Raw genomic sequence first — 22,521 nt, 5'->3', positions numbered from 1 at the left:
AGAACATATTCCCATTGAAAGTCGCTAATTTAGCGGCTTTTTTTGTTTTATCGCAAGTTCGTGTCCCGAGCCAAGGACAAGAACTTGTACCGATTGCCGTAATGGACAAGAATATAGTCCGATTACCGATTAGGCATATGTCTAATCGATTTTCGCCAGCTAATTCATTTAGCTGACGGTCAGGATAGCGTAACTATGGCGATTTGAAAAACTGGAACCGCAATCAATATATATTCGCAAATAAGGTTCCTTTTAAAGCATCTTCAAATATAAAAAGAAAGTTTTAGTGACCTTTCTTTATAAAGAATGATGCCAACATCAGTGATTGTCGAGCAAGATTTAAATTTTCTCTTCTATTATAGAGGTACTCTCATTTGTTCGTTGGTGCAGTTCAACATGTAGTGCTTTGATTTGGTCAGATAACTTAGGTATAGGACCATCAACTTTCACATTGCGAATGATCTCCTGAATGTACAAATTGTAGATAGGCGCTGGGGGGACGTTTAGTTCATTCATCCATTGAACTAGTTGAGCAGAGGAACTCGCATATACAATACGGCCTAATCCAACCCAAGCATGAGCAGTTGCACACATCGGGCAATGTTCCCCAGAAGTATATACAGTTGCTTGTGCGAGCTCCTCTGGTGTCATATGCTTAGCAGCCCATCGTGCCAAAGCAAATTCTGGATGTTGGGTAGGATCACCCCCAGAAACATGATTAAAGTCTTCTTCCAACACATTACCTTGTTGATCGACTAGAAGGGAACCAAACGGTTCATCTCCGTTTACTAGTGCAACTCGCGCAAGTTCCACACAGCGTTGTAAATGCTTCAAGTCTTGTTCTGAAATCATTATTTCATCAATTTCTTAAATTTTGGATTTTTGATATATGTGTAACGATGGAATTCACCTATAACTTTCTCCTTCATACATCGCTAAGTCTAAAGAGATGTATATTCCTTCATTGAAGATTGTGGTCTTGATCCTCTTTGTCTTATGCTGCTAAATGAGATACCGCATAAAATAATAATAACTCCAAGCCATTGAGACCAACCTACGAATTCTCCTAGTACAAGTGAAGACATTATAACGGCCATGGGTAATTCAGATGCGGTCATAATTGTACCCATTCCTGATCCAATATGTGGCATACCAATAGAGTACAAAAGCGGAGGTAATACAATCAAAAGACTCCAAGAGTGGTAGCAACTAAACTAAAGAAAAAAAACTTAGCTTCCTCAGCGATCCTGCGAACCGGATGGGATGAACAAGGCTACACCTATATAATTACGTAAAATAATAATTTGACGAATAATTATGCGTGATATATATTTAACTATAGGAGGTTCTTACATATGGACAAACAAATGAAGCTTCATTACATGAATCGCATAGATGAAAAAATAAATCAATTGCCGTGGTTCGTGACTGAATTTATTGATAGCCGTAAACGCAAGCTTTCTCCAACAACGCTTCTTAATTATTGCCATGATTACATTATATTTTTTGACTGGTTGGTTGCAGAAAACTTAACAACGGCCAGCCGTACAGAGATTAGTTTAGCTTCATTAGAAACGCTGACGATCCGTGAAGTAGAGAATTTTTTATCTTTTTTAGAGTATCAGCTGGGTAATACAAATCTCACGATTAATCGCAAGTTATCGTCACTGAAATCCTTGTTTGATTACCTGCAGAACAAGGCTGAGACCGCTGAGCTAAAGCCATATATTCAGCGTAATGTCATGGCCAAAATGGATTTAAATGTCGTCAAGGAAAGCCAGGAAACCATTGCGAACCGTATTGAAGGGAAAATTCTCAGAGAAGACGAATTTGAGGCGTTTAGACAATTTGTAGCCCATGATTTCGGAGAAGTAAATAAAGAGAATAAACGGATATATCATTTCCATCAGATGAATCGTGAACGGGATACAGCGATCGTATCTCTTATTTTAGGCTCCGGACTTAGGCTTTCTGAGGTTGCCGGCATTAACCTGGAAGATCTGGATTTAAGTAAAGCTATCGTACGAGTGATACGCAAAGGCAATAAAGAACAATACGTTTACTTCAGCAAGCAAGCATTATTAGATGTGGAAAGTTATCTACAAATTCGAGAATCAAGATACAAACCAGAAAAACTGGAACCCTTTTTGTTTATTGCAGCTCCTATCGGCCGTAAAGGAAAAAGCCGGCGCTTAACGCAAAGATCCATTGAAAAACTAATCGAAAAATATGCAACTGCTTTTGGGAAACCAGCTTTAACCGTACATTCACTAAGACATTCTTTCGCAACACGATACCATCTAGAGAACAATGATGTCCCGAGATTAAAAAATCAATTAGGACATTCATCGATACAAACAACAATGATATATACACATCTAACAGATGAAGAGATGAGGAAAGCTGTAGATAACATGGACCGATAAACCCGCGTGGTTACGCGGATTCTCACAGACATTTTCACAAAACCCGTATTTTATACATATGTATATAAATAGACTCAAAGCCTTACCACGACTGGTTTCTTTTGTGTTGTCTAATGACTCAAATCCCTCCCAATGACGACTCAACAATACCCTCAATAAGGGTTTTGACACAAATGTGCCCTCAATCAACTAAATGATTGAGGGCACATTTGTGTCATTGTTCTGGTTTGCTTACAAACCCAAAGGCATTCCATAAATAGTTAATAATCGTTGATAAAATCACTTCTAGATCTAGATTTGCAATCGGATCAATCATAGTTTCTGGCAGCTGAAGTAAATCATCATCGATTGCTTGAGGAGCTGAAATGTAATATGCCCCATATGAATGTCCTATTACTCCACTCGCCCCAATTAGGTTAACGAATATGTAAAAGGGATCTTGCATGTTCAGCTGTTCATAATTCCTTATTTGATTAAGAATTGAATCTCTTAGTGAATTTTCAAAATGTGTAGTGCTAAAAAACTCTTTACGTGGCTCTTCATAGCTTTTACGATAATTAAACGACATATTTGACACTTGTTCTATAATAGCATTCCGAAATATTTGGGTATGCCCCCTATAACCATTGGTTCCTATAGATTGATAGTATAATCCATGGGCATTTATGCCCTGGTTATATCCTGATCCACCTAACACAGAAAGATTAATACTACTTCGCCTTTCGACTATAGGATAATTTGATTCAATATTAAAAGCAGAAGTCGGTAAGAAGTGAACTAGTACAAAGGGCGTCTCTTGTTTATATATGTTTAATGTTTTTTCTATACGTTGTACACGAAATCGATTGTATTGATCAAGAAAATGATCTCTAACATTCATCATTCTTCTAATATCAGATGTACCTGCAGGGACTTTAGCAGAGGCTGTACGTAACATAAACTTAAAATTCTTAACCATATGTGGCCCATTCCAGCTCCTTGGTACGCGTATATGGATAACGTGCCCTCCACCGGTCAAGGAAATATGTCTGTACAATATATTTGTAAGAGCTGGATCAGTATTAGTTTCTACCCATTGCTTATACTTTAAAATTTCTTGATCGGGGTTGATATCAATGCCGGTAACCTCAATCGGAGTTCCTTCCCTTTCCTTCACTCCAATAAATAGATCTCCACCTTGTGTATTTGCAAATGCAGCCACCTCTTCAACTAGACTAATGTTATTTGAAATCGTTTCTTTAAATTCGAGCTGTAACCCTTCTGTAGCTCCACTTTCAATAAAAAATTTCAAATCGTCTTCGTTCACTTCATCGAAAGTTTTGTGAAAAGTTGACATTTTTTCTTTGCCCCTTCTGTTAATTTTTTTAATTTTGTCCCTCATGCTTCTTCTTGATCTGAGTTATTTCAAGGAATTCTTGAAGTTTTGCTGGGAAGATCTCCTCTCCAAAATGAGAGGTCTTTTTAAGTGTGTTCCAAATTCCAACACTGCTTTTGTCATTAGAGTCATAGCCTATAACTGACTCTAGTTTTGGAATGTTAAAATGTATTTTCGCAGGAGATGATTCCGAAATTAATCTCCAATTTGTTGTTATCATTGAACGTTTGGTTTTAGCATTCATTGCTTCACCTTTGGAATTAAAAACAATGATTTCTTCTAATCCATCGTTATATAGATGGCTTTTTTGCAACTCATCGATTGATGTAAAGGTGAGTTCTGAGACAAAATCTTGTTCAAAGTCGAAATCATTAATCACAAAATAATCAATTCCAAAATGTTTGCAGAGCTTGATTAAAATTGAAGCAGTAATTTTACCATGATGTGGAATTATTGAGATATTATTAAAATTCAAATATGTAGCAGCATACTTATCATCAGCAGTGATATCCAATACATTTCTTCTGATAATTTCTTTATACGTCATCAGGTCATTGGGACCTTCTACTAGTAGCACTTTTTTACTGAATATTATTTTATTAAGATTTGGATCAATTAGCTTAATATAATTGTAATAGTCTTTTATTTCAGAAAGTGCTTCTTCATCTGAATCTTCAAAAATTTCTTTATCATGTTTGTTGTATTTCAGAACAGTTTGTTTGGTTATTTCATCAAATTCAAAACGAATCAAGCCTCGGGTATCAAAGATATCCAACATTTTATCAGAATGTGTTGTATAAATTACTTGATGTCCCTTTTCCGCTAATCCACAAAGAACGGTTTTGTAGAAATATTCTTGGTGATTTTCATGTAGAAAGCTCTCAGGTTCTTCAAATAAAAACAGGCACTTGTCGGTTCCGTTGCTCTCTGCTATTGCTTGAATTACTGCCATAACAAACATAGAAATGTAACCATCGCCGAAATGGTCGATTGGCACCAGATTATCCATGTCTCCGTTAAGACCCACTTTAAACATCATCTCTAAAAATATATCTTCATAATCAGGTAATCCAAATTCAATGTGGCACTGATTCTGCCTTAAATTTGTTGAATAATTAATTTGTATTTTTCCAAGAAATTCATTTAATTTAGAGTCTGCAAGAACTTTATCAGTCGCGCTTTTTACTTCTCCTTTAAAAACATCTTTTTTTCCAACCATAATATTATCTGTATCCACTATGCTTCTGATATGCTTTGCAAGAAAAGAAGACAGGTTTCCCCAACTCGTTTTCTTTGTCGATATTTCTTTTTTTATTTCATGGAAGTTTATGTAGAATATTTTAAAATACTTTGCTGCACCGAAAGCGCTAGAACTCCTGCTACTTTGATTGTAGTCATCATAGGAACTAATTTTTGTGCTCTCTATTTCATGACCATCGAGTTTGATTTCTAAAAAATGATATCCAGTGAGATTTGCAGTCCCCCATTCAACTTTAGGCTCGCTACTACTGCTTACTTTAGTTACAATTTTAGGTATATTGCTAAATTTCCTTTTGTGAAAGTCGTTAATTGTAAAGGTGTCTTTAGTCACATACTTTTCTGTTATTCCGTACAAAATTGAATTAAGAAAATTCGTCTTACCTGCATTATTGTACCCGACTATTGCTACTGGTTTTTTAAAATCGCTATTAGGAAAATGAACTGTTACTGCTTGGCCAAATGACCTGTAATTTTGGACTTGTATGCCCTCTATACGAATATGGCTCATTGTATGCACCTCTAGTTATTTTGGTGAATGTACCAATCAATTTACGAAAAAACAAATTCAGGCTATTGAACACCATTTCTTAAAATAATAATCCCAAATCTAAATTATCTCATTCATTTTATTAAGCCGCATATTAGTCATTTCCGTATTCGGGTTCATAATCAGGCTCAATAGTAATTGTTTTCTCAAACGTATGATCTATGCCGGCGGCCGTTACCTCGTCTAAACTATTTAGTTTCAAATCGCAAACTCTACACTTTAATGACGTGATTTCATATTGATTATCCTGGTATGTTATCCACGGCTCTTCCTCGTCGATATACTCTGGTCCTTCATCTAAAATTTCTCCGTATATTACAGCGTGGCTGCCGCAAGAAGGGCATGTAGTGGTTTCCTGATCATCATCTGATAATACAGGGATCACTTTCAACACATCACGAGGAACAGGACCTTCGTATTTTATCCTCACTTCTGTACGATGTCTCTGAATTCGAGCTTCAATTATCGCCTTCAAACTGACGGACCGAGCTTGAATAATCTCTTCTGTCGCTCTTGCCTCTCTTGGTCCGAGCAGATCACGTAACGATTTGTTTTGAAACTCAAGAAGCATTTTACATACATCCCAAAACTTTGGCAGCCAGTGGTCCATACTCATTCCTACGAAAGGAAGTGCTCCCGAGTGCAATTCCTCGTTTCTGTGATTTGCTAGAGTCATGCAAAATTTCTTTGTATCAGCATCAAAACGGGGGACATTTACTAAGTTTTGAAGGCGTTCAAATACTGTTTTTGCTGTAATTGTCTTAAAATCTGTGCTCTGAGACTCGTTAATAGCAACCAAGAATCCGTGTGGAGTGTTGGGATCAACAATCAATGACGGGTGCTTATATGCTAATGCAGCCTTCCCTAAGAGTTCCAAAAAAAGAGATGCCCAGAGTTGAAACTCAGCGAAATCCCCTTCGTCACGTTTGTTAATTGCTTTTCCCATGTATAATTTAGATTTGTTCCATAAGGATTCGTAATCTATCATAATGGCCTCCGTATTTCTTATTGTATTGTAACTCTTTCTATAACCCGAACTGCTTTGGCGCTCGAATTAGCTACTCCTCGTCCATGCAAACAACGCCAATTATCTATGATCAATATATCGCCTTGAGTCCAGTTTATTGTATCCAATGTAACTTTGGAGATCGATTCATTAAGCTCGTTTATTGTAACAGTTGATTCCTTATTCGTTGCGAGCATACAGCTTGTATCGAACCTGATCCAGTTCTTTCTGTGAGTATTGCTATATCCACGTAGAGTAGCCAAGAAACTATGCCGACTATTTATAATGGTGTATAAACATCTATCTAAACGCTCTTCAAGATCTTGAGAAAACTTAATTTTCTCAAGATCTATTAAAGTTGTTGACTGAACTTCACCCTCAATTTGCTTTGCATACAATAAAATATATCTTGCTGGAACTTTTTTATAAGCAGTATCAGTATGTAATGGAAAATGACCTGTCCCATATAATGCGCTCAATGAATTTGGTCTTGCCTTCTTCGTATCTACAGGCATTAGTGTATCAACTAGGGTACCAGTTGCCCTCGATGGAATTGGTTCACCCAAGGTGTTTGCTAGTTTTAGTAGATTATCTTGTTTCAGTGACTTCTCTCCCCTTAAGAAAATCCATCCGGTATCACGCAATTTGTTTAAGTCAATATCCATACCATACGCTCCATATTTAGAAATTAGGAAACCATAAGATGGCTTGAAATTAGCTGCTGTAGTTCGAGCTTATTCATAACTTCACTACGAACAGATTATCCGAAACCAGTTTTGAATGGGCACACCAAATGGGGCTTGTTTTGATCATGGTCCTTAAGCCACCAATGGAACTCTAGTTCCTTTTCATTGTCACGAGGTAGTTTGATAAGAAAAAACGGAACGTTTTCGTAACGAAAAGGAACATTATCAAACTCCAAGCCAAGTGATTCCGTATTCTTAGCGATTTCTAACCAGCTGTAAAAATGATTGAGAGCGAAATGAGCAAGCACTCTGTTGATAATCCAAATTGTTGCTGTAAGATGTTTATACTTCCAATAGGGCTTGCCATATTCCCACTTGGTGATAATATCCCATAATGCCGAGTCGTCTTGTTTTGAGATGAACTCCATTTCATATTTGCTTCGTTCTCTTGAAGGCCGATATTTATTGTCTACCTGTCGCGTATGTGTATGTCCTTCAATAAATTTTTTCCAATTTACATATGCAAACGCATAAGGGCATTTGGTATCAAACAGTTCTAACTTTCTAACACAAGCGATATGATCCCGAAGGATTGTAGCTCTCAAGTGTTTAGCAATCGCATAGAAGGTGCTTCTATTGCTCTGGTAAATCAGTTCGTTTATTTTTTCAATGAATCTGAGGTACCTCTCATCACTGCCAGACTCTCTAATGGATTCGAATTCTTTATTATAATTTCCGTAAACCATGATTCTTGACGGCGACTTAACCACATAATGTTTTTCGGGCTGAATTGATTTATAACTTGGATCGACTGCCTGCAAAATAAAATCCATGCCACCTTGTAAATTACGAAACGAAATTTCACTGGACAAAATGAGATCATTAAAATTGATCTTTTGTTTATAGTGCATGGATATCCAATCAGCCACTTCGGTTGATTGGATTACGGGTTTGGATTCCCATAACTCCGAATAATTACAAGTACCGCTTAAATATTGATGGCCACAGGAACATTGAAACGGTGCAGTTAACGCATCATCACCGAGACGATACGGATAAGATTTATCGCATATCGGACAGCGGTCCGACAATGGATCTCCATGGATAGGACATACATGAATTAACGAGAATTGGTTTAATATGCTGTGAAAGCCTTTCTTCATGCACGTTAAGCAGAATGTAAGCTGTTTGCGAAAAAAATCTTGATAAGGACGATGTCTCGGAACAAATGCCATCAGGTTCATAAACTCTTGATTTCTAGCTTTTACGTCTAATTTCAAGATGTTTGTAATACTTTCATTGTTCAATCGGGGCATATCAATTAGATTGCAATTCTGTTGACTGTAACTTATGGATCTTCTACTTAATACTTCCTCATTACCGAATTGGAACAGAATATCTTTTGCCGTAACGCAATTTGCGTACTTAAATTTTTCGAAAATTCCCCAAGGTGATTCGTAATCTGAGATCCAGTCCGGATTCCAAGTGAATTGCCTCTGTATTTCTTTATACTCAGGAAAAACACATTTTAGTTTTCTCATACCACTTCGTGGTATGTCTCGGCTTCAATGTAACCAGAGCTAGTAATCGAGGATTTCCATTGCTCATTGTTCAGCCAGTGAAGATCCTCTCCATTTGCTCCAAAATGACGAAGTGCATTTTCAACTGTTAGCGTTAAATATTGCATTGGTATTTCAGTTGCTCTTGTAAGTCCGTGTTCTTTGCGAAGATTCGTAAATATGCTAAATAGATCCTTTGCACAATTCTCAAGACGACATCCATGATGATCAAACCCATCTGGAAAAAAGTAACGTGTAAAGGACCATCCGCTATTTTCAGGATATTCTGAAATATTGTCGTAACCGGACAAACAAACAGCCATATCATCGGCGTCGACTATTCCTTTAAAATTGAATTCGTGAACCATAAATCTTCCGATGATCTGAGCTTTCTTGGCTTGAATAAATGCGCTGCGTTGATGAACAAGTTCCTCCTGTCCAACCAAGATAACTGTCATGCTAATGCCTGAACTATCAAGTTCGTTGTAAATATCCATCAACCAGCCATATTGAATTTCAAAAAGACGTTGAGCATCATCGATGAACAAAATAATACGTTTTTGAGCTGAGCGTTCAGCCTTTTCTACAAAGTATCGATATAGTCGATCTCTTTTTAAATTGGCTTTTCCGTTAAAGGGCAAAGCGTGCCCTACATCATTCAATATATCTTCAAAGAAGCTACTCTCACTCGGTTGTTTGTATTGTCGACATTTCATAGTAAATATCGGGAGATGATTACCGAATTCATTCGGAAGTTCGTATGAAAGATACGTAATGGCTCTTGATTTCCCGAGTCTCGGTCTGCCGTAAATCATCCCGCCGGGTGAACGATTTGTGATCCATTGGGCAACGGTATCATACATACGAATAATTTCGTTCGTCGGCAGCAGGTATCTTCCGGTCTCAATGGGATGAGTACCTTGAGCCACATACGGTCTTGGCGGTGACAAGGCAGAACTTTTTTCGATGGGACTAGGTTGATTTACCATGACTCTCCCTCCGCTAATAAGTAATGGTCCTAAACCGTTTTCGATCTATATTCATACTCTTTTTAGTGGATGCTTCTATTAATGGAACAACATTTTCGCTCTGAGTATCATCAGGAAGAACCTCTTTGGAGACCAATTTCTCTTTCTCCTTTTTTTTACTTCGTTGAAGTGCAGCTAACCGATTACGATCCGATCGGCTCGTTTTAGCCTGTTCTTGCAAATATCTGTGATAGCATTCAATTGGATCATCGTAATTGGTGAAATGCAGTATTTTCAACTTTTTTAATTTGTTTATCTGTTTTCTAACTTGAAGTGAATGCGGCGTAATACCCCATTTTCCATTGGCCGTAAGTGTGCCAAACTCACTTCCATCAGGCAAAAATGCTCTAATTACTCGGAGATCGTCGATATTCACCAGTAGATCTAATGGGGTACCAATAAGTTCAGGACTTCGTGATAATACTTCATTACGATATTCAGTCCCCTCGTAATAAATAAAAGGACGCTTTCCTTGGCTAATGTTTCCTTGAACAACTCGATTTGCTGCAAGAGAAAGAAAAGCGATTTCCTGTCTCTTTTCCTCAGTCATAACTCGTGGAAGTAAACCTCTGTTTAAACGTTGTTCTAAACATTGCAGCGGTGTCAAAAGATTTATTCCTTCATGTTTCGTTCCGTTGTAGTTGGATATGAGTACATCTGTCAGTTCTTCTATGTGCTCAGCGGTAATCCGATATTTCACTGCTTTTTTCTCCGGATCTTGCCGTCGTGGATCTTTTGGGTTGCTGCCGGTTGTGTTTACTAGACGATGGAACCCATTTTCTTCTAACGTTTCGAAAAACCTTTCAATTATTCCTCTTCTCATTGGCAATGCCACAGGACCAGCATTAACCGAGCAACCTATGGTTCGTTTTAGTCGATCTCTGACTTGATTCGCTAAATTAGATTTACCATTATCAAGATGAAACTCATCCCACAAAGCCCATTCCATTTCAGGAAACAGCCTTGATGCATAACCGCCATTCGGGTGATAAGTTAATCCTGGGATTGTTAATTGAAGCACTTCTTTGGGCATGACAGCTTTTTTAATGCAATGCAGTACATCGCTAGCGGAATACTCCTTATTAAAGCTAAGATGGTGACCCAAGATGATTCTTGTCGCAACATCAATGATGCAGAGTAACCAAAGGCGATCCATTACCTCCACAATTTCGTCGCCTTCTGGCGTGTGGAACACGATGGCAATTGAACAATCTATTCGATGTCCGTCAAATTGAACACGTTCCAAAGGTCTAACTGGTGAAGGGGCATTCGGAGCGCCTATTCCTGTATGTCTTGCTTTTTGACTTGCATTCTCACCGTAGCGTTTAGCGGCTTCGCCAAAATGCCATTGTTCAAGAATATCGACATAACGATATAACGACCGTTTTCCTAAATCTCCACTTATAAATGGATATTCACTGGATGTAATACCTGCCTTCGTACAGGCATCCAAGAGTTTACCATGAAGATCTTTCACACTAATTTTAGGGGATCGTACTTCTCGTTTTGTATTTCTACCCAAATACAAATTGTCAATCGTTTCTTTAACGGTAGGATACTGCTTTAATAGCAATGTAAAAGCGCCCGTCATTTTGGATAGCTCGTCCTGCGTTGATAATATAGGTAGAGACTTGCGTTCATATTGTTTTAAACGTTTCCTGGGAATAAGTGCTCTATAACCCCAGATTCTACCTTGGTCATCGTAAGAAAGGCATCTCTTCACAAATGCCAATATATCTTTCCTGTCAATGAGTGTAACGGCGCTAATTTCATGGAGTGGGCGCTCATTCTTCATATACATGTCGATGGCCTTTTTTCTCGCAAAAAAAGTCTCTTTGTCATTAGAATCCAATTTATCTTCATGAACAATCGGCCAGATTGATGTATCTAAATGTGCCGGATCAATTTTCTCATTCTCAATCCATCTTTTTTTAGGCATTGCTCCACACCTCTGTTTTTGAATCTAAAGGTTTGTGAGTGATTGTAGAGTCAATCATTCCCCGATAAATCAGCTGATACACAGTTTCCCGAATCCGTTGACGACCAAGAACCGGAAGCGCTTGTTCTATCCCTTCTATCGTGGTTTTGGAGGTCTTACCTAGAACATTCATAATTTGATATTGGACCGTTTCCACAAGAACAGGGCGTTGTTGAATGTATGGTATGATAGTTTTCAAATTATTCAAATAAATCAAGTTTGATCGGATGTCTTTATCGGTTCGAATGAGATGATTGTAACCATTTTCTTGGCACCATTTTGCTTGAGCATTCGTTTGTTTATAAGATCTTGATGAAAATCTTTTGTCGTTAGGGTCAAGTTCAGAAGCGTATTTCACTTCCAAGAAGCACTCCGTTCCGTTCATTCGCTGAATCCACATGTCAAAAATGGATTCTACCAATTCTCCTTGCCATTCGACTTGTATTCGCTTGGGCTGTTCACAGAAGGCAACAATGTCCGAATCAGCTTCAACGAGAATCCAATGATCGTATTCCAGGTCACTAAAAAATCGTACATCTCGATTCATTTTGACGCTGAATGCTTCCCAATAATTATTACCGTATCGAGTGCTGCGCTTCATGGGGATTGGTGTGTACACGCTTTCACCTCATTTTCGTAAATTGTTCATCTTGTCGCCGCTGATCAGCGGTAAGAAAACTCTTTATTTGAGGGAAGTATTGTGACGAACTCTTAATTCGGGGGTATATTTGTGTCATTTTATCTTGACACAAATATACCCCCAATTCACTGATATGTCCAGTAAATTCTGGAAGTGAATTGGGGGTTGTTTTGTGTCATTGGACATGTGTGTCGGTTGTCGGAGGACAAGAACATAGTACCTTAAAAGACAAGAACATATATACTTAACTGTAAAAGCGGTCAAACTTACATCCCTTTTACTCGAAGAAAAAATCTTCATTCTGAAAAAAGCTTTTTACTGCAAAAAATTTCATCACAAAAATAGAACAACCGATGGAAAATCAGGAGTGGTTACCTGTATTCCATCGGTTGTAAGAGACAACTTATGAAAGAAGACGAGTTTAAACCCCTCTTCAAACTTGGCAGCTTCTTTCCTGCTCGAAAATGGTTTCAATCATGGAGTGACTTAGCAAGACTTCTTATATTCAACTGATCAAGTATCGGGATCAGTCTCCACTCGAAATCGTTCTGCTGTATATTTCTTTTTTGTTTATCATTCCGTTCAAATTAAAAGACCCTATTCGTTCTCCAATTCATAATCTTTCAAAGCATCTTGACACTGCTAATCAGCACTAAAGAAACCACCAATTGACCGAAGAAGTAACATAAACCAGTTTTCTTTCTCCACTGTTCGCTCAGTGATTAAATCAACAGTTCTTAATTGTACGACGCTTTGCCCTTTGACTACGTAAGTAAATGTCGCCGTTCCAGCTTTTGTACCAGCTACCACAGGGGCAGCGAGCCCACCTGGAACTAAATTGACTGTAGCAATAGGTTGTGTAGATACATCTGATTTCGGGAGAATAAAATAAACATCATCTTTTGTTACTATCTGAACATTTTTTTCTTTCCCGCCCTTGACAGGAGATGTTTCCATCCCAGTGACTAAACTCCCAGCAGGAATTACTTGATTCATTGTAAAGTGATTGAATCCATAGTCTAATACCTTTGCCGTCTCTTCGAAGCGGCTCCCCATCGATGGAGTCCCCATGACAACACTGATTAAACGCATACCATTGCGCTCTGCAGTTCCGGTAAAGCAATAGCCTGCGCTTTCGGTATATCCTGTCTTGAGCCCATCCAAGCCCTCATAAGCATAACTCGGAATAGCTTTGTTAGTCTCTAGCATCCGGTTTGAATTGACAATTGGATCTTTATCGGACTTACGCATCTTGTAAAATGGAATGGATGTGACATCAGCATAATCTGGTTCATCTTGAATAAGGTTTTTCGCCAATGTGGCCACGTCTTTTGCTGACATCAGCGTTTCTCCCATTTCATCAGGGCGAAAGCCTTCTGGCATGTCGGCGCGGCTCAGTCCGGTAGCATTGATAAAATGGGTTTTAGTCAGTTCCATGCGTTTGGCTTCCTCATTCATAAGTGTTACAAAGTTCTGTTCTGTGCCCGATACATGCTCAGAAAGAGCAATCGCAGCATCATTCGCGGATCCCACTGCCATTGCGGTGTACAGTTCTTTTACCGTATGCTGATCTCCTTCTGCAAGAAATGCACGGGTACCTATGCTTTTAGATGCATGATCGCTGACTGTAACGATGTCATCCCAGGATAGTTCTCCTGTTCTAACTTTTTTGGCAACAATGTACTCTGTCATCATTTTGACCATACTTGCCGGCGCAAAGCCCTGATCGGCATTGATGGACAATAGAACATCTCCTGTAGTTTGTTCAATGAGAATGGCGGATTTAACATTAAGATGCAATGATTCCACAGTCGGTATGTCAGACATCCCCGATGAGTTAAGTGTTCCTTGGTTCGTGGCTGAAACTGAGAGCGGTAACACATATATTGCCAGTATACAAACGACGATTACTGTGATTAATGGTTTGAATATTCTAAAAATCAATGTTCTCTATCCTCATTTCTGATCATTGGACGTTCCAAATCGATGTGTCCCATTAAGCTTTCTTTATGTTCTCCATCAACCAAAAGTTCAATAGAACTCACCTCACCAAATTGAAAAAATTAGACTTTGCATGGAGCGAGTCTCGTAACTTTGCATCGGTAAAATTTCACGAAGCATAGTTTTACTAACACACTTCATAGCGATATCCCTCTCTTCCGATGATAATTTGTGATTCGGTTCAGCTTATCGGGTCTATCAGCGAAAAATCCGGCGCGGAGCGAAATCGCTAAACCTGCCCATATCCAAAGGCTAAGACCAACTTATAACAGCTCATCTGCGATCATTTTTGCCTTTTCCGCAAGCTCCCTCATATCATCGGCCGGAACAAGCTCGGCTAAATCGTAGGACAGCGGATTACGGGAAAACTTGTTCAATTCATCCCGAAGCAGGTTTCTTTTTTCTTCGGAGGCATCAATATAAAGTTTGCGCGGCTGCCTAGCCTCATCCAAATCATGCAAATCGACATAGCCTGATTTAAGACTCTCCAGCACAATGGCTGAAAGATCGATTAGAGCACCGCAGGCAATATCAAGTTCTACCCGAAACATGCCGTTAGCACTTCTCATATCAAATCCAATATTTCCGCCGTTTTTCAAGTCCCCCTCAGAAAGCAAAATATCGAAACCAAGGTCCTTTAAAATCTGAATGAGCGTCACATCCGTTAAGTCCAATTGTTCCAAATAGTCTATTAATGCAAGCGAATCATCGGAACCGCCAATTAAATCTCCCCACCATTTGCTTATGTACATGTTCATCTCCACTTTCTTTTAGGCATTCTAATTTTCCAAATAAGATAGTTTCTTTAATACACCTGGAATGCCCTTTCATTTGTTTGTTCTACATATTCAATGATTTTTCTAATTTTATTTCTCTTCTCAGAAAAAAAGATATACTAAAAAATTAGATAATAGTCCTGCAAAGGTCCCTGAAACAATTACCACTGAAAATCCTGACACCTCAGGAAACCAAGGCCGTTGAAATGATCGTAGAGGGACATTCGAATATGGAATTTGCTCAGCTTTTATATAATTAGTGAATCGACGGTAAAGAAGCACCTCACGAATATATTCCGCAAATGGGATATCAAAAGCCGGACTCAGTTAATTATTTATGATATGAAAATACGTAAACAGCTATTTGTTGAGGACTAATAAGTTATTTAATTTAGTAATCGTTTCCTTAGAAACTTTTTTACGGTATAGGTCTTCATTCTGCTTCCAATATAGTAATGTCTTTTTCATAGAGATGGCGAACTCAGGATAAGCAAGATTGTAATGGACTCCAATGCCAACTGTAGCTAGTAGGCATTGTGTGTATTTAGGGAGCTCGCCCACAATTGTGAAGAACTTATCGTTATACTCAAAATAAGAAGCACGCTCTTTAGCATGATCATAGCTCAACGGATAGGTAGAAATGCGGGCAGTCTTACCCTCAAAGGCGGCATACTTGTTTGCCTCTCCCCATACTCCCTCCCAGCTGAAGTTGGTCAGGCGAGAGGCTAGAAAATCGTTATAATCGGGTTCAGAGTGCTGCTCAATATCGGTGAATGCTATGCGCATTGAACCTCGGTTACGATAAAAGGCGCAGTCGATAATGATAATGCCACCGTATAAGCCACTGGGATATTGAAAAGTAAGGCAGCTGCCATTGTGATAATCACTTTCAAATTGCGTAGGTGGCTTGACCCTCTTTTTTGCTATACTTTTGGGTACGCTAATTTTGGCGATAAATGTATGTAAATACTTTTTTCGCTGGTTAATAAATGGTACATTTGCTCCAAGCTGTTCACAGACAGTTAAGTCACTCCCACTCTCAATGATCTGAGCGACTTGCTCTAGCAGCGAATCCTCTAAGCATTTGGTTTCCCAAAGGCAATAGGACAACGCAAATAATACATTGTTTCTATCATCTGTACTATTTAAGCTATAAGTAAATTTCTCTTGTAATTCGCTGACAATCTCAGTAACTTCAGAACCCCGATTATACTGCTCATAGAAATATTCCTTGATCTCACACGAGGTGTCATTACCAAAAACCTCAGCACTCCATGTTCCCATACGGTCATCACCTCTAGAATGTTGGATCGGCTAATGTCATTTCATTGCAACTGAGGATACTGTTGTACCTTGATATTTCCAATTAATCTAATTCAGCTCGTGAAAATAGGTCTTTTATTAATGAGTCATCTTCACATGCTTCCTTAAAGGCTATTGCAAAACTAAGTATTGCTTCTCTATTGTCTGTATAAGCAGCGAACATATCGGCTTCAGGGTCAAATCGCACGATATCAACTAAATGAGGCATTTTTTCTTCAAGAAACACGGCTGCTAATGAACCCCAATCATAGCCATTGCCCTCAAATCCTTCTTCGGCTCGTGTTTTAAAAATTTCATGCTTATATTTGCCAACACTTAAAATCATTGATAGGCTTCCGTTATTATGCGAAACTAGCCCAAATGGATTTATTTTTTCATTAACTTCTAACAAACCCTCATCCTGTTCAACTTTAACTATAGGGATGGTTTCATTTCCTGCTCTACTAGCGGCGTTGCGGCTCATTTCTAAAAACGTCCTGCCATGTGTATCTTCAGGGTCTAGTGCTACAGCTTGTTCAAAAGCAACGATCGCTTCCTTATACTGTTCAAGGTAATAATAAGCATATCCTAATCGATAATGCCAAAGAGGGTCATGCTCGCCTTGCTTTTGCACAGATAAAAAATATTTAATCGCTTCATTATAATTTTCTTGATTATTCAATGCTCTTGCCAAATGGCAAACTAAGTCATAGTCCCTGTCTGCTTCGGGTATTTCCATAATTTTGTTAATGATTTTCTCATACTGGTCCTTGTTATGCCAAAGAGTGAGCTGTTTTAATAGATCCTTATCCATCTTTGTATTCTCTCCTCTAACTTTAATCAAGAAATGATTTCACTATTAAAAAATGCATATATCGTGGTATTTAAAGAAAGCAAAATGATGAAAGCTTAATCGGATTTTAAGCAAGTTATTTCAATTTGGGTGAGGTTTTCTAAGTTGATTTCAATTTGTAATTCGGTATGCTCATTAATAGCGATTAGGATGTTATCTTTAATTTCCAAGTTTTTTATAGGGTTTGAATTTTCAAAAAATATTCCCCATACTAAACGGTCTTCAGCATCCGTACAAGCAATAAATCCTTCATTGCCCATCTGACCATCACCGCCATAGATTTTCCCGTCTTGATAATCAATACTGACCCATTCATCAACGACCGTCCAATATTCATCATTATACTTTGCTATGCTTTCAATGGTTGTGTCACACAAGGGAGAGCAAAAAATTTTACTTTCTTTTGTGTTGGGGTTATATGTGCTGTAATAATTTAAAATGGTTACAGTGCCATTTGGAAAGATGATGCAATTAATGCCGGGTAGTTCATGCTTTTCAAGATTCCAATGCTCCGCAATAAAAATATTCATAATAAATCCCCGTTTATATCCTATTTTAATATTACATCATTCTGTACTTCGCATTATAAGCTCTGGGTCGCTGTAAGTGACGAAAGATAAAAATTTTCTTTAAGTCCCTTTGAAATGTTCGATAAAAAGATTGTATTTGTTTGTTAGGATTTTTTGACATCATACGCATTTGTATAAGTTCTCGACTTTTATAGGTTTCTCTGCCGCCTTTAACTTCAATAGAATAGGAGCTTGGTGTATCATAAAAATATCCAAATTCTTTCATTTGGGTTATATCTTCTATGGGGTAGCAGGAAAAGAAAAAAGAGTTATATGCAGTATCATTAAAATAACTGGAGAACAAATCGTTATTTTCACTTTCAAAAGATGAATATTGACGTTCACCCTGTGCGTTAACAAATATTTCGGCATATAGTTTAACTCCATGACTCAGCATTGCATTATGGCTCTCAGTAAGAAAATCCATAACAGGCATTGAAATATTAAAATAGATAGCTATATACGTTTCCTCCTCATCCCAAATATAATTTATAGTGCGTTATAGCACAAATCTTTGTATAGCTACTCTATTTCCCCAACAAACTACCAATCACGTTCACGAATGGCTGCTTCTGTTTCTATTTCGATACCAAAAAAGGCTAAAATATCTTCAACAGTTTGTGCAATTGATTCTCTCGCAACGGTTTCAATTTCGCTGTCATTTTCATCAAACTCTTCTGCAATATCATTGATTGCATTGATGGCGATATCAAGCTTTGCTTGAATTTCTTCGATATCTTGATTTCCTTGTTCCAAAAATTCAACAACTTTAACTAGCTCAGCTTTGACTTTATCCACAAGAAAATTAGGGAAATATCCATCAATATACATTTCTTTTAAATATTCAAATGACGCATGACTATTATCTTGCACTCCTAGCGCAACTGGATTAATTTTGTCTGCAGCATATACTACAGCTTCAATGGGAACTTCACTTGCTTCGTTAACCGTAGTTTGTTCGTTCATAACTTTCAATGTGGCAGATTGATTAAGTTGCTTTTTCTTTTGGTCGACTTTACCTCGGCTCCAATCTAATAATGTCAAAGTAGATCTATCTCCTGGATCTAGCTTATCTGTAATTTCAAATTCTCTTAATGCTTCCTCATATTGTTCAAGATAATAGTAGGAGTATCCCACGCGAAAATGCCAAAGAGGGTCACCCTCACCTAGTTTTGCAATAGTCAAAAGCTGTTGAAGAGCTTCATCGTAACGTTCCAGATTATTCATAGCTCTTGCCAATAAACTGACCGTATCATAATCTCTGTCTGATTGGGGAATTTCCATAATTCTATCTACTATTTTTTCATGTTCATCTTCTTGATGCCAAATCATAAGTTGTGCGTAAGGGTCTTTTTCCATCACTCTGCCTCTTTTCGTTTGTAAGATAGTAACACTTCCTAATCATTTTACCAACTAAGCGTCGTGTTCCACAATGCATCAAAACAATCATTATCGAACTGATAAGATTAGCTTTAATCTTCGTTATTCAAACGATCTCGAACCTCGGTTAATGCGAAGCCAAGCAAATTCTTACCTTTCCAAAACAAAGGATTATTTACGTGGGGATGATCTTTTGAAAGTCCAATCCCCCAAATCCGATCCGCTGGACTAGCTTCTACAAAAACCCTGTTTTTACTTGTCTTCATAAAGTTCAAAAGTTCTGGGTTTTGTCTGAACTTGGCTAGGTTTCCTTGAAGTACGATATCATAACAACGACTTTCCCATATCTCTGCATCAAAACCTTTAACCGCACGTCCGTAACTTTTCATTTCTTTCGGGTGCTTCGCCATCATTATTGCCTCAAGCATTTCTTCGTCATAAAAAAGCCTTGCCTTTTCAGCCATCATATACTGCTCGGCACAGCTGTATTGCTCCCCTTCCACTCTAAATGAGCTTTCCCACCATTGGCTTAAACAGCTAGCACTTATAGTGCCATCTTTCATAGGGGTATGGCCCCAGAAGAATAGAAACTTAATCTTTTCTCCGGACTTATACGCATGTTGTAGTTCTTTTAGTGAATAGTACATAAAAACTCCTCGCTTTCTACCTAAACAAGTAATTCGGGACGGTATTCTCTCCTATTTTCCATACCTTCAAAATGCGATAGACTTAAAGAAAAAGAATGAGGAATCAATATCGGCACATACTTCTTTGGAGGCTATGCCTGTAATTTTCATTATATCTGACATGGATGTGCTTTAGTATCCATTTTGATCCATGTATACAGCGACTTGCGAAATAATTCGCTTTTTGGTTTCTTCCCCTTTTTTCACATTCATCCCTCCGTTATTTATGGTAATTATCATATATCAAAAGTACAAATACATCCTATATGCACAAACCATTTATGAGGAATGACATTCCACAGTAAATGTTGCACGCCAAGTCGTCGCAACACTGGAATCAGAGCCAGCCACGTCCCATGTTATTAAAGCACCGTCCGACGCTTCATCACCTAAACATTATCCAAATTCATCCTATTTATTGAACAACTGATGAACGAGGATGGTTTCACATCCGATAGGATAGCTCTAATGAGTCATCGGCTAACTAGAAAGGCTCGCGTATAATGGAGGAGGATTTTATTCATTTAGGAATGGAGTTAAATGATGAGGACGATGCCAGCAGAACATTCAAGCCCTTCTAAACCCGAGGTAAAAAGCAAAACTTCAGCAGGAGTACGTCAGTCTATTTATCAGTCTGTATGGAGGTGGCATTTTTACGCTGGTATTATTTTCGCGCCCTTTTTAATTATTTTAGCTTTCAGCGGCGCCGTGTATTTATTTAAGCCTCAAATCGAAGGCTATTTGTACAAGGATATGCTGACGGTCCGTGAAGTCGGGACAACTCCGCTGGCACTAGAAAACATTGCCGACAAAATAGTAACAGCTTACCCGGGTACGGTTATTTCCTCGATCACGCTGGACAGCAATGCTAAGTCAATCTATAAGCTGTCCGTCACTCGCGATGGAGCTTCTACAATCATGTATGTAGATCCTTACACGGGTCATGCGCTTAGCATGATGGATAGCAGCAAGACGTTTTCTGCCTTTTTCAAAAAAATGCATAGTGAGCTTGTGATAGGTGGCACCTTCGCCAATCGGCTTGTAGAGCTCGCTGCATGCTGGGCCATCATATTAATCCTAACAGGGCTTTTCCTCTGGTGGCCTCGAAGCAAAGCAGCCATTTGGGGAACGATTTTGCCACGGCTTAGCAAACCAGGCAGCCGGCTCTTTTGGCGTGATTTGCATGCTGTTCCTGCCTTCTGGCTTTCTCTTGTACTGCTGGTTATTATCGCAAGTGGACTTCCTTGGTCCGGAATTATGGGCGGCCAGATTGACAAAGTAGCCAATTCGACCAATACGAATACCCCACCCTTTGCCTATAGCTTCGAGGCCAAACCGGATTCCGTCACCCTAGCGAAGGATATTGCCGAGGATCTGCCTTGGGCAGCCGAAAATGTTTTAGTCCCAGCTTCAATCGCTGGCGGTTATGTTCCTTTAAGCTTAAACGATATTGCCGGTATTGCCGATGAGCAGCAAGTGATTAAGCCTTATACCATTACAAAGCCTGCGGGAGAAACCGGTGTGTTTACGGTGTCTACTGCCCATTCCACGACGGGGCAAAGCGCTACGCTTCATATTGACCAATACAGTGGGGCTGTTCTGAGCGATGTCCGTTTTGCAGATTATGGGATTATGGCATAGCCTTTCATGAAGGGCGATTGTTTGGACTTGCCAATCAAATACTGGGTCTGATTGCCTGCATGGGCTTAATACTCATATCTATCAACTCTTATGTCATGTGGCGCAAACGAAAGCCAGCTGGCAAGCTTGGAGCACCAGCCAAGCCCAAAAGCACAAAAATAACCATTGCTGTACTGGTTATTATGCTGGCATGCGGTGCCGTCATGCCGCTTGTAGGCTTGTCTATTCTGATTGTTATCGCCCTTGATCTATTCATTCTCCGCAGAATAAAGTCGCTTCGGCACTGGTTCTCGGTCTAGTAGCTAGGGGAGTCTAATGATGAATATAAAAATCAAATGTATGTACAAATGGGCATGGCCCATGCTGCTTGTCTTGTTGCTGTGCGGGTGCACCACCAAAGCCACGCAAACGGATGAGAGCGGGCTGCCGCCTCATTTAAGCGTAAATCTTCAATTGCCTAAGCTATTCGAAACAGGCAGCTCCAACGTTTTTGCAGTAGAAGTGTCAAAAAGCAACAAGCCGCTTGAGCACGCAGATACAGCTGAATTTGTCATATGGAGGGAGGACGATAAGGATTCTGCCATAACGATTAAAGCCGATGAATCCTCCCCCGGTTTGTATTCCGCCTCTTATGTCATTGACGAGGAAGGGCTGTATTTTGTCCAATCACGTATCAAATTCGCCGATGCTCAGGTGATGCCAACTAAACGCTTCGCTATTGGAGCCCATGCCATAGAGCGCCTTGCCCAGCTTGAAAGTGCGCAGCATTCCGATGCGCCGGCTCCAGCTGCCGGCGGACACCATTAAA

Annotated in this window: 22 protein-coding genes and 1 pseudogene; 5 read left to right on the top strand and 18 right to left on the bottom strand. The window is 39.0% G+C overall.

Annotated elements, in window-relative coordinates:
• Positions 1-339 precede the first annotated feature (339 nt).
• Together WH37_RS12830 and WH37_RS34620 are read right to left on the bottom strand one after the other, a co-directional pair.
• Positions 340-852: a nucleoside deaminase gene (locus WH37_RS12830; RefSeq protein WP_046230974.1), complete on the bottom strand. Its 513-nt coding sequence runs from the start codon at positions 850-852 to the stop codon at positions 340-342.
• A gap of 89 nt (positions 853-941) precedes the next feature.
• Positions 942-1,184, bottom strand: a pseudogene (locus WH37_RS34620) (EamA family transporter); the annotation flags it as partial.
• Positions 1,185-1,355: 171 nt separating this feature from the next.
• Between WH37_RS34620 and xerS the strand changes: the two are divergent.
• Entirely contained in the window at positions 1,356-2,426 is a 1,071-nt protein-coding gene (gene xerS / locus WH37_RS12825) for a tyrosine recombinase XerS (protein WP_046230973.1), read from the top strand.
• Between the two features lie 214 nt (positions 2,427-2,640).
• On the opposite strand, the gene WH37_RS12820 is transcribed toward xerS, so the two are convergent.
• From WH37_RS12820 to WH37_RS12775, 10 genes are all read right to left on the bottom strand, one after another.
• Positions 2,641-3,762: an AlbA family DNA-binding domain-containing protein gene (locus tag WH37_RS12820; protein ID WP_197091362.1), complete on the bottom strand. Its 1,122-nt coding sequence runs from the start codon at positions 3,760-3,762 to the stop codon at positions 2,641-2,643.
• A 28-nt stretch (positions 3,763-3,790) separates the two neighbouring features.
• Positions 3,791-5,569, bottom strand: coding sequence for an ATP-dependent nuclease (locus tag WH37_RS12815; RefSeq protein ID WP_046230971.1), 1,779 nt, complete (start codon positions 5,567-5,569; stop codon positions 3,791-3,793).
• 133 nt (positions 5,570-5,702) lie between these two features.
• A complete protein-coding gene (locus tag WH37_RS12810) occupies positions 5,703-6,596 on the bottom strand; it encodes a hypothetical protein (RefSeq protein ID WP_046230970.1) in 894 nt (297 codons plus the stop codon).
• Between the two features lie 17 nt (positions 6,597-6,613).
• Positions 6,614-7,279: a TauD/TfdA dioxygenase family protein gene (locus tag WH37_RS12805; protein ID WP_046230969.1), complete on the bottom strand. Its 666-nt coding sequence runs from the start codon at positions 7,277-7,279 to the stop codon at positions 6,614-6,616.
• A 95-nt stretch (positions 7,280-7,374) separates the two neighbouring features.
• Positions 7,375-8,841, bottom strand: coding sequence for a hypothetical protein (locus WH37_RS12800; protein WP_046230968.1), 1,467 nt, complete (start codon positions 8,839-8,841; stop codon positions 7,375-7,377).
• Positions 8,838-9,848, bottom strand: a complete 1,011-nt coding sequence (locus WH37_RS12795) for an ATP-binding protein (RefSeq protein WP_046230967.1) — start codon at positions 9,846-9,848, stop codon at positions 8,838-8,840. The genes WH37_RS12800 and WH37_RS12795 overlap by 4 nt, the downstream gene beginning before the upstream one ends.
• A 13-nt stretch (positions 9,849-9,861) precedes the next feature.
• A complete protein-coding gene (locus WH37_RS12790) occupies positions 9,862-11,826 on the bottom strand; it encodes a DDE-type integrase/transposase/recombinase (protein ID WP_046230966.1) in 1,965 nt (654 codons plus the stop codon).
• Entirely contained in the window at positions 11,819-12,484 is a 666-nt protein-coding gene (locus WH37_RS12785) for a TnsA endonuclease N-terminal domain-containing protein (RefSeq protein ID WP_046230965.1), read from the bottom strand. The genes WH37_RS12790 and WH37_RS12785 overlap by 8 nt, the downstream gene beginning before the upstream one ends.
• A 663-nt stretch (positions 12,485-13,147) precedes the next feature.
• Positions 13,148-14,449: a D-alanyl-D-alanine carboxypeptidase family protein gene (locus tag WH37_RS12780; RefSeq protein ID WP_046230964.1), complete on the bottom strand. Its 1,302-nt coding sequence runs from the start codon at positions 14,447-14,449 to the stop codon at positions 13,148-13,150.
• A gap of 320 nt (positions 14,450-14,769) precedes the next feature.
• On the bottom strand, positions 14,770-15,258 hold the full coding sequence (locus tag WH37_RS12775; protein WP_046230963.1) for an imm68 putative immunity domain-containing protein: 489 nt from the start codon (positions 15,256-15,258) through the stop codon (positions 14,770-14,772).
• 261 nt (positions 15,259-15,519) lie between these two features.
• Here WH37_RS12775 and WH37_RS37375 point away from each other — a divergent pair, with 261 nt between their 5' ends.
• Entirely contained in the window at positions 15,520-15,660 is a 141-nt protein-coding gene (locus WH37_RS37375) for a LuxR C-terminal-related transcriptional regulator (protein WP_177217888.1), read from the top strand.
• Here the strand turns inward: WH37_RS37375 and WH37_RS33555 are convergent.
• The 6 genes from WH37_RS33555 to WH37_RS12745 form a co-directional block, all read right to left on the bottom strand.
• A complete protein-coding gene (locus WH37_RS33555; RefSeq protein WP_052736952.1) occupies positions 15,643-16,566 on the bottom strand; it encodes a hypothetical protein in 924 nt (307 codons plus the stop codon). The genes WH37_RS37375 and WH37_RS33555 overlap by 18 nt on opposite strands.
• Before the next feature lie 82 nt (positions 16,567-16,648).
• On the bottom strand, positions 16,649-17,398 hold the full coding sequence (locus WH37_RS34610; RefSeq protein WP_074904645.1) for an Imm51 family immunity protein: 750 nt from the start codon (positions 17,396-17,398) through the stop codon (positions 16,649-16,651).
• A 95-nt stretch (positions 17,399-17,493) separates the two neighbouring features.
• Positions 17,494-17,967, bottom strand: coding sequence for a hypothetical protein (locus WH37_RS12760; protein WP_074904643.1), 474 nt, complete (start codon positions 17,965-17,967; stop codon positions 17,494-17,496).
• A gap of 31 nt (positions 17,968-17,998) precedes the next feature.
• On the bottom strand, positions 17,999-18,403 hold the full coding sequence (locus tag WH37_RS12755; protein WP_156182309.1) for a hypothetical protein: 405 nt from the start codon (positions 18,401-18,403) through the stop codon (positions 17,999-18,001).
• A gap of 146 nt (positions 18,404-18,549) precedes the next feature.
• Entirely contained in the window at positions 18,550-19,365 is an 816-nt protein-coding gene (locus tag WH37_RS37640; protein WP_046230962.1) for a DUF5713 family protein, read from the bottom strand.
• 113 nt (positions 19,366-19,478) lie between these two features.
• Positions 19,479-20,033, bottom strand: a complete 555-nt coding sequence (locus WH37_RS12745; protein WP_046230961.1) for an NADAR family protein — start codon at positions 20,031-20,033, stop codon at positions 19,479-19,481.
• Between the two features lie 579 nt (positions 20,034-20,612).
• Between WH37_RS12745 and WH37_RS12740 the strand changes: the two genes are divergently transcribed.
• From WH37_RS12740 to WH37_RS12735, 3 genes are read left to right on the top strand one after another with little or no spacing between them, the layout of a single operon-like run.
• Positions 20,613-21,713, top strand: coding sequence for a PepSY-associated TM helix domain-containing protein (locus WH37_RS12740; RefSeq protein WP_231594218.1), 1,101 nt, complete (start codon positions 20,613-20,615; stop codon positions 21,711-21,713).
• Between the two features lie 17 nt (positions 21,714-21,730).
• Positions 21,731-22,012, top strand: coding sequence for a hypothetical protein (locus WH37_RS36410; RefSeq protein ID WP_231594217.1), 282 nt, complete (start codon positions 21,731-21,733; stop codon positions 22,010-22,012).
• Positions 22,013-22,028: 16 nt separating this feature from the next.
• Positions 22,029-22,520, top strand: coding sequence for a FixH family protein (locus WH37_RS12735; RefSeq protein WP_082110776.1), 492 nt, complete (start codon positions 22,029-22,031; stop codon positions 22,518-22,520).
• Position 22,521: the final 1 nt, after the last annotated feature.

Origin of the sequence: Paenibacillus algorifonticola (genome assembly GCF_000971975.1) — a bacterium.
GTDB classification, from domain to species: domain Bacteria; phylum Bacillota; class Bacilli; order Paenibacillales; family Paenibacillaceae; genus Pristimantibacillus; species Pristimantibacillus algorifonticola.
This window is presented reverse-complemented; position numbering and strand designations above follow the sequence as displayed.

What these genes read in the sequence shown, in the direction of transcription:
- WH37_RS12830 (WP_046230974.1), bottom strand. Translation starts at nt 852, where the DNA reads ATGATTTCAGAACAAGACTTGAAGCATTTACAACGCTGTGTGGAACTT.
- xerS (WP_046230973.1), top strand. Translation starts at nt 1,356, where the DNA reads ATGGACAAACAAATGAAGCTTCATTACATGAATCGCATAGATGAAAAA.
- WH37_RS12820 (WP_197091362.1), bottom strand. Translation starts at nt 3,762, where the DNA reads ATGTCAACTTTTCACAAAACTTTCGATGAAGTGAACGAAGACGATTTG.
- WH37_RS12815 (WP_046230971.1), bottom strand. Translation starts at nt 5,569, where the DNA reads ATGAGCCATATTCGTATAGAGGGCATACAAGTCCAAAATTACAGGTCA.
- WH37_RS12810 (WP_046230970.1), bottom strand. Translation starts at nt 6,596, where the DNA reads ATGATAGATTACGAATCCTTATGGAACAAATCTAAATTATACATGGGA.
- WH37_RS12805 (WP_046230969.1), bottom strand. Translation starts at nt 7,279, where the DNA reads ATGGATATTGACTTAAACAAATTGCGTGATACCGGATGGATTTTCTTA.
- WH37_RS12800 (WP_046230968.1), bottom strand. Translation starts at nt 8,841, where the DNA reads ATGAGAAAACTAAAATGTGTTTTTCCTGAGTATAAAGAAATACAGAGG.
- WH37_RS12795 (WP_046230967.1), bottom strand. Translation starts at nt 9,848, where the DNA reads ATGGTAAATCAACCTAGTCCCATCGAAAAAAGTTCTGCCTTGTCACCG.
- WH37_RS12790 (WP_046230966.1), bottom strand. Translation starts at nt 11,826, where the DNA reads ATGCCTAAAAAAAGATGGATTGAGAATGAGAAAATTGATCCGGCACAT.
- WH37_RS12775 (WP_046230963.1), bottom strand. Translation starts at nt 15,258, where the DNA reads ATGTACATAAGCAAATGGTGGGGAGATTTAATTGGCGGTTCCGATGAT.
- WH37_RS33555 (WP_052736952.1), bottom strand. Translation starts at nt 16,566, where the DNA reads ATGGGAACATGGAGTGCTGAGGTTTTTGGTAATGACACCTCGTGTGAG.
- WH37_RS34610 (WP_074904645.1), bottom strand. Translation starts at nt 17,398, where the DNA reads ATGGATAAGGATCTATTAAAACAGCTCACTCTTTGGCATAACAAGGAC.
- WH37_RS12760 (WP_074904643.1), bottom strand. Translation starts at nt 17,967, where the DNA reads ATGAATATTTTTATTGCGGAGCATTGGAATCTTGAAAAGCATGAACTA.
- WH37_RS12755 (WP_156182309.1), bottom strand. Translation starts at nt 18,403, where the DNA reads ATGCTGAGTCATGGAGTTAAACTATATGCCGAAATATTTGTTAACGCA.
- WH37_RS37640 (WP_046230962.1), bottom strand. Translation starts at nt 19,365, where the DNA reads ATGGAAAAAGACCCTTACGCACAACTTATGATTTGGCATCAAGAAGAT.
- WH37_RS12745 (WP_046230961.1), bottom strand. Translation starts at nt 20,033, where the DNA reads ATGTACTATTCACTAAAAGAACTACAACATGCGTATAAGTCCGGAGAA.
- WH37_RS12740 (WP_231594218.1), top strand. Translation starts at nt 20,613, where the DNA reads ATGATGAGGACGATGCCAGCAGAACATTCAAGCCCTTCTAAACCCGAG.
- WH37_RS12735 (WP_082110776.1), top strand. Translation starts at nt 22,029, where the DNA reads ATGATGAATATAAAAATCAAATGTATGTACAAATGGGCATGGCCCATG.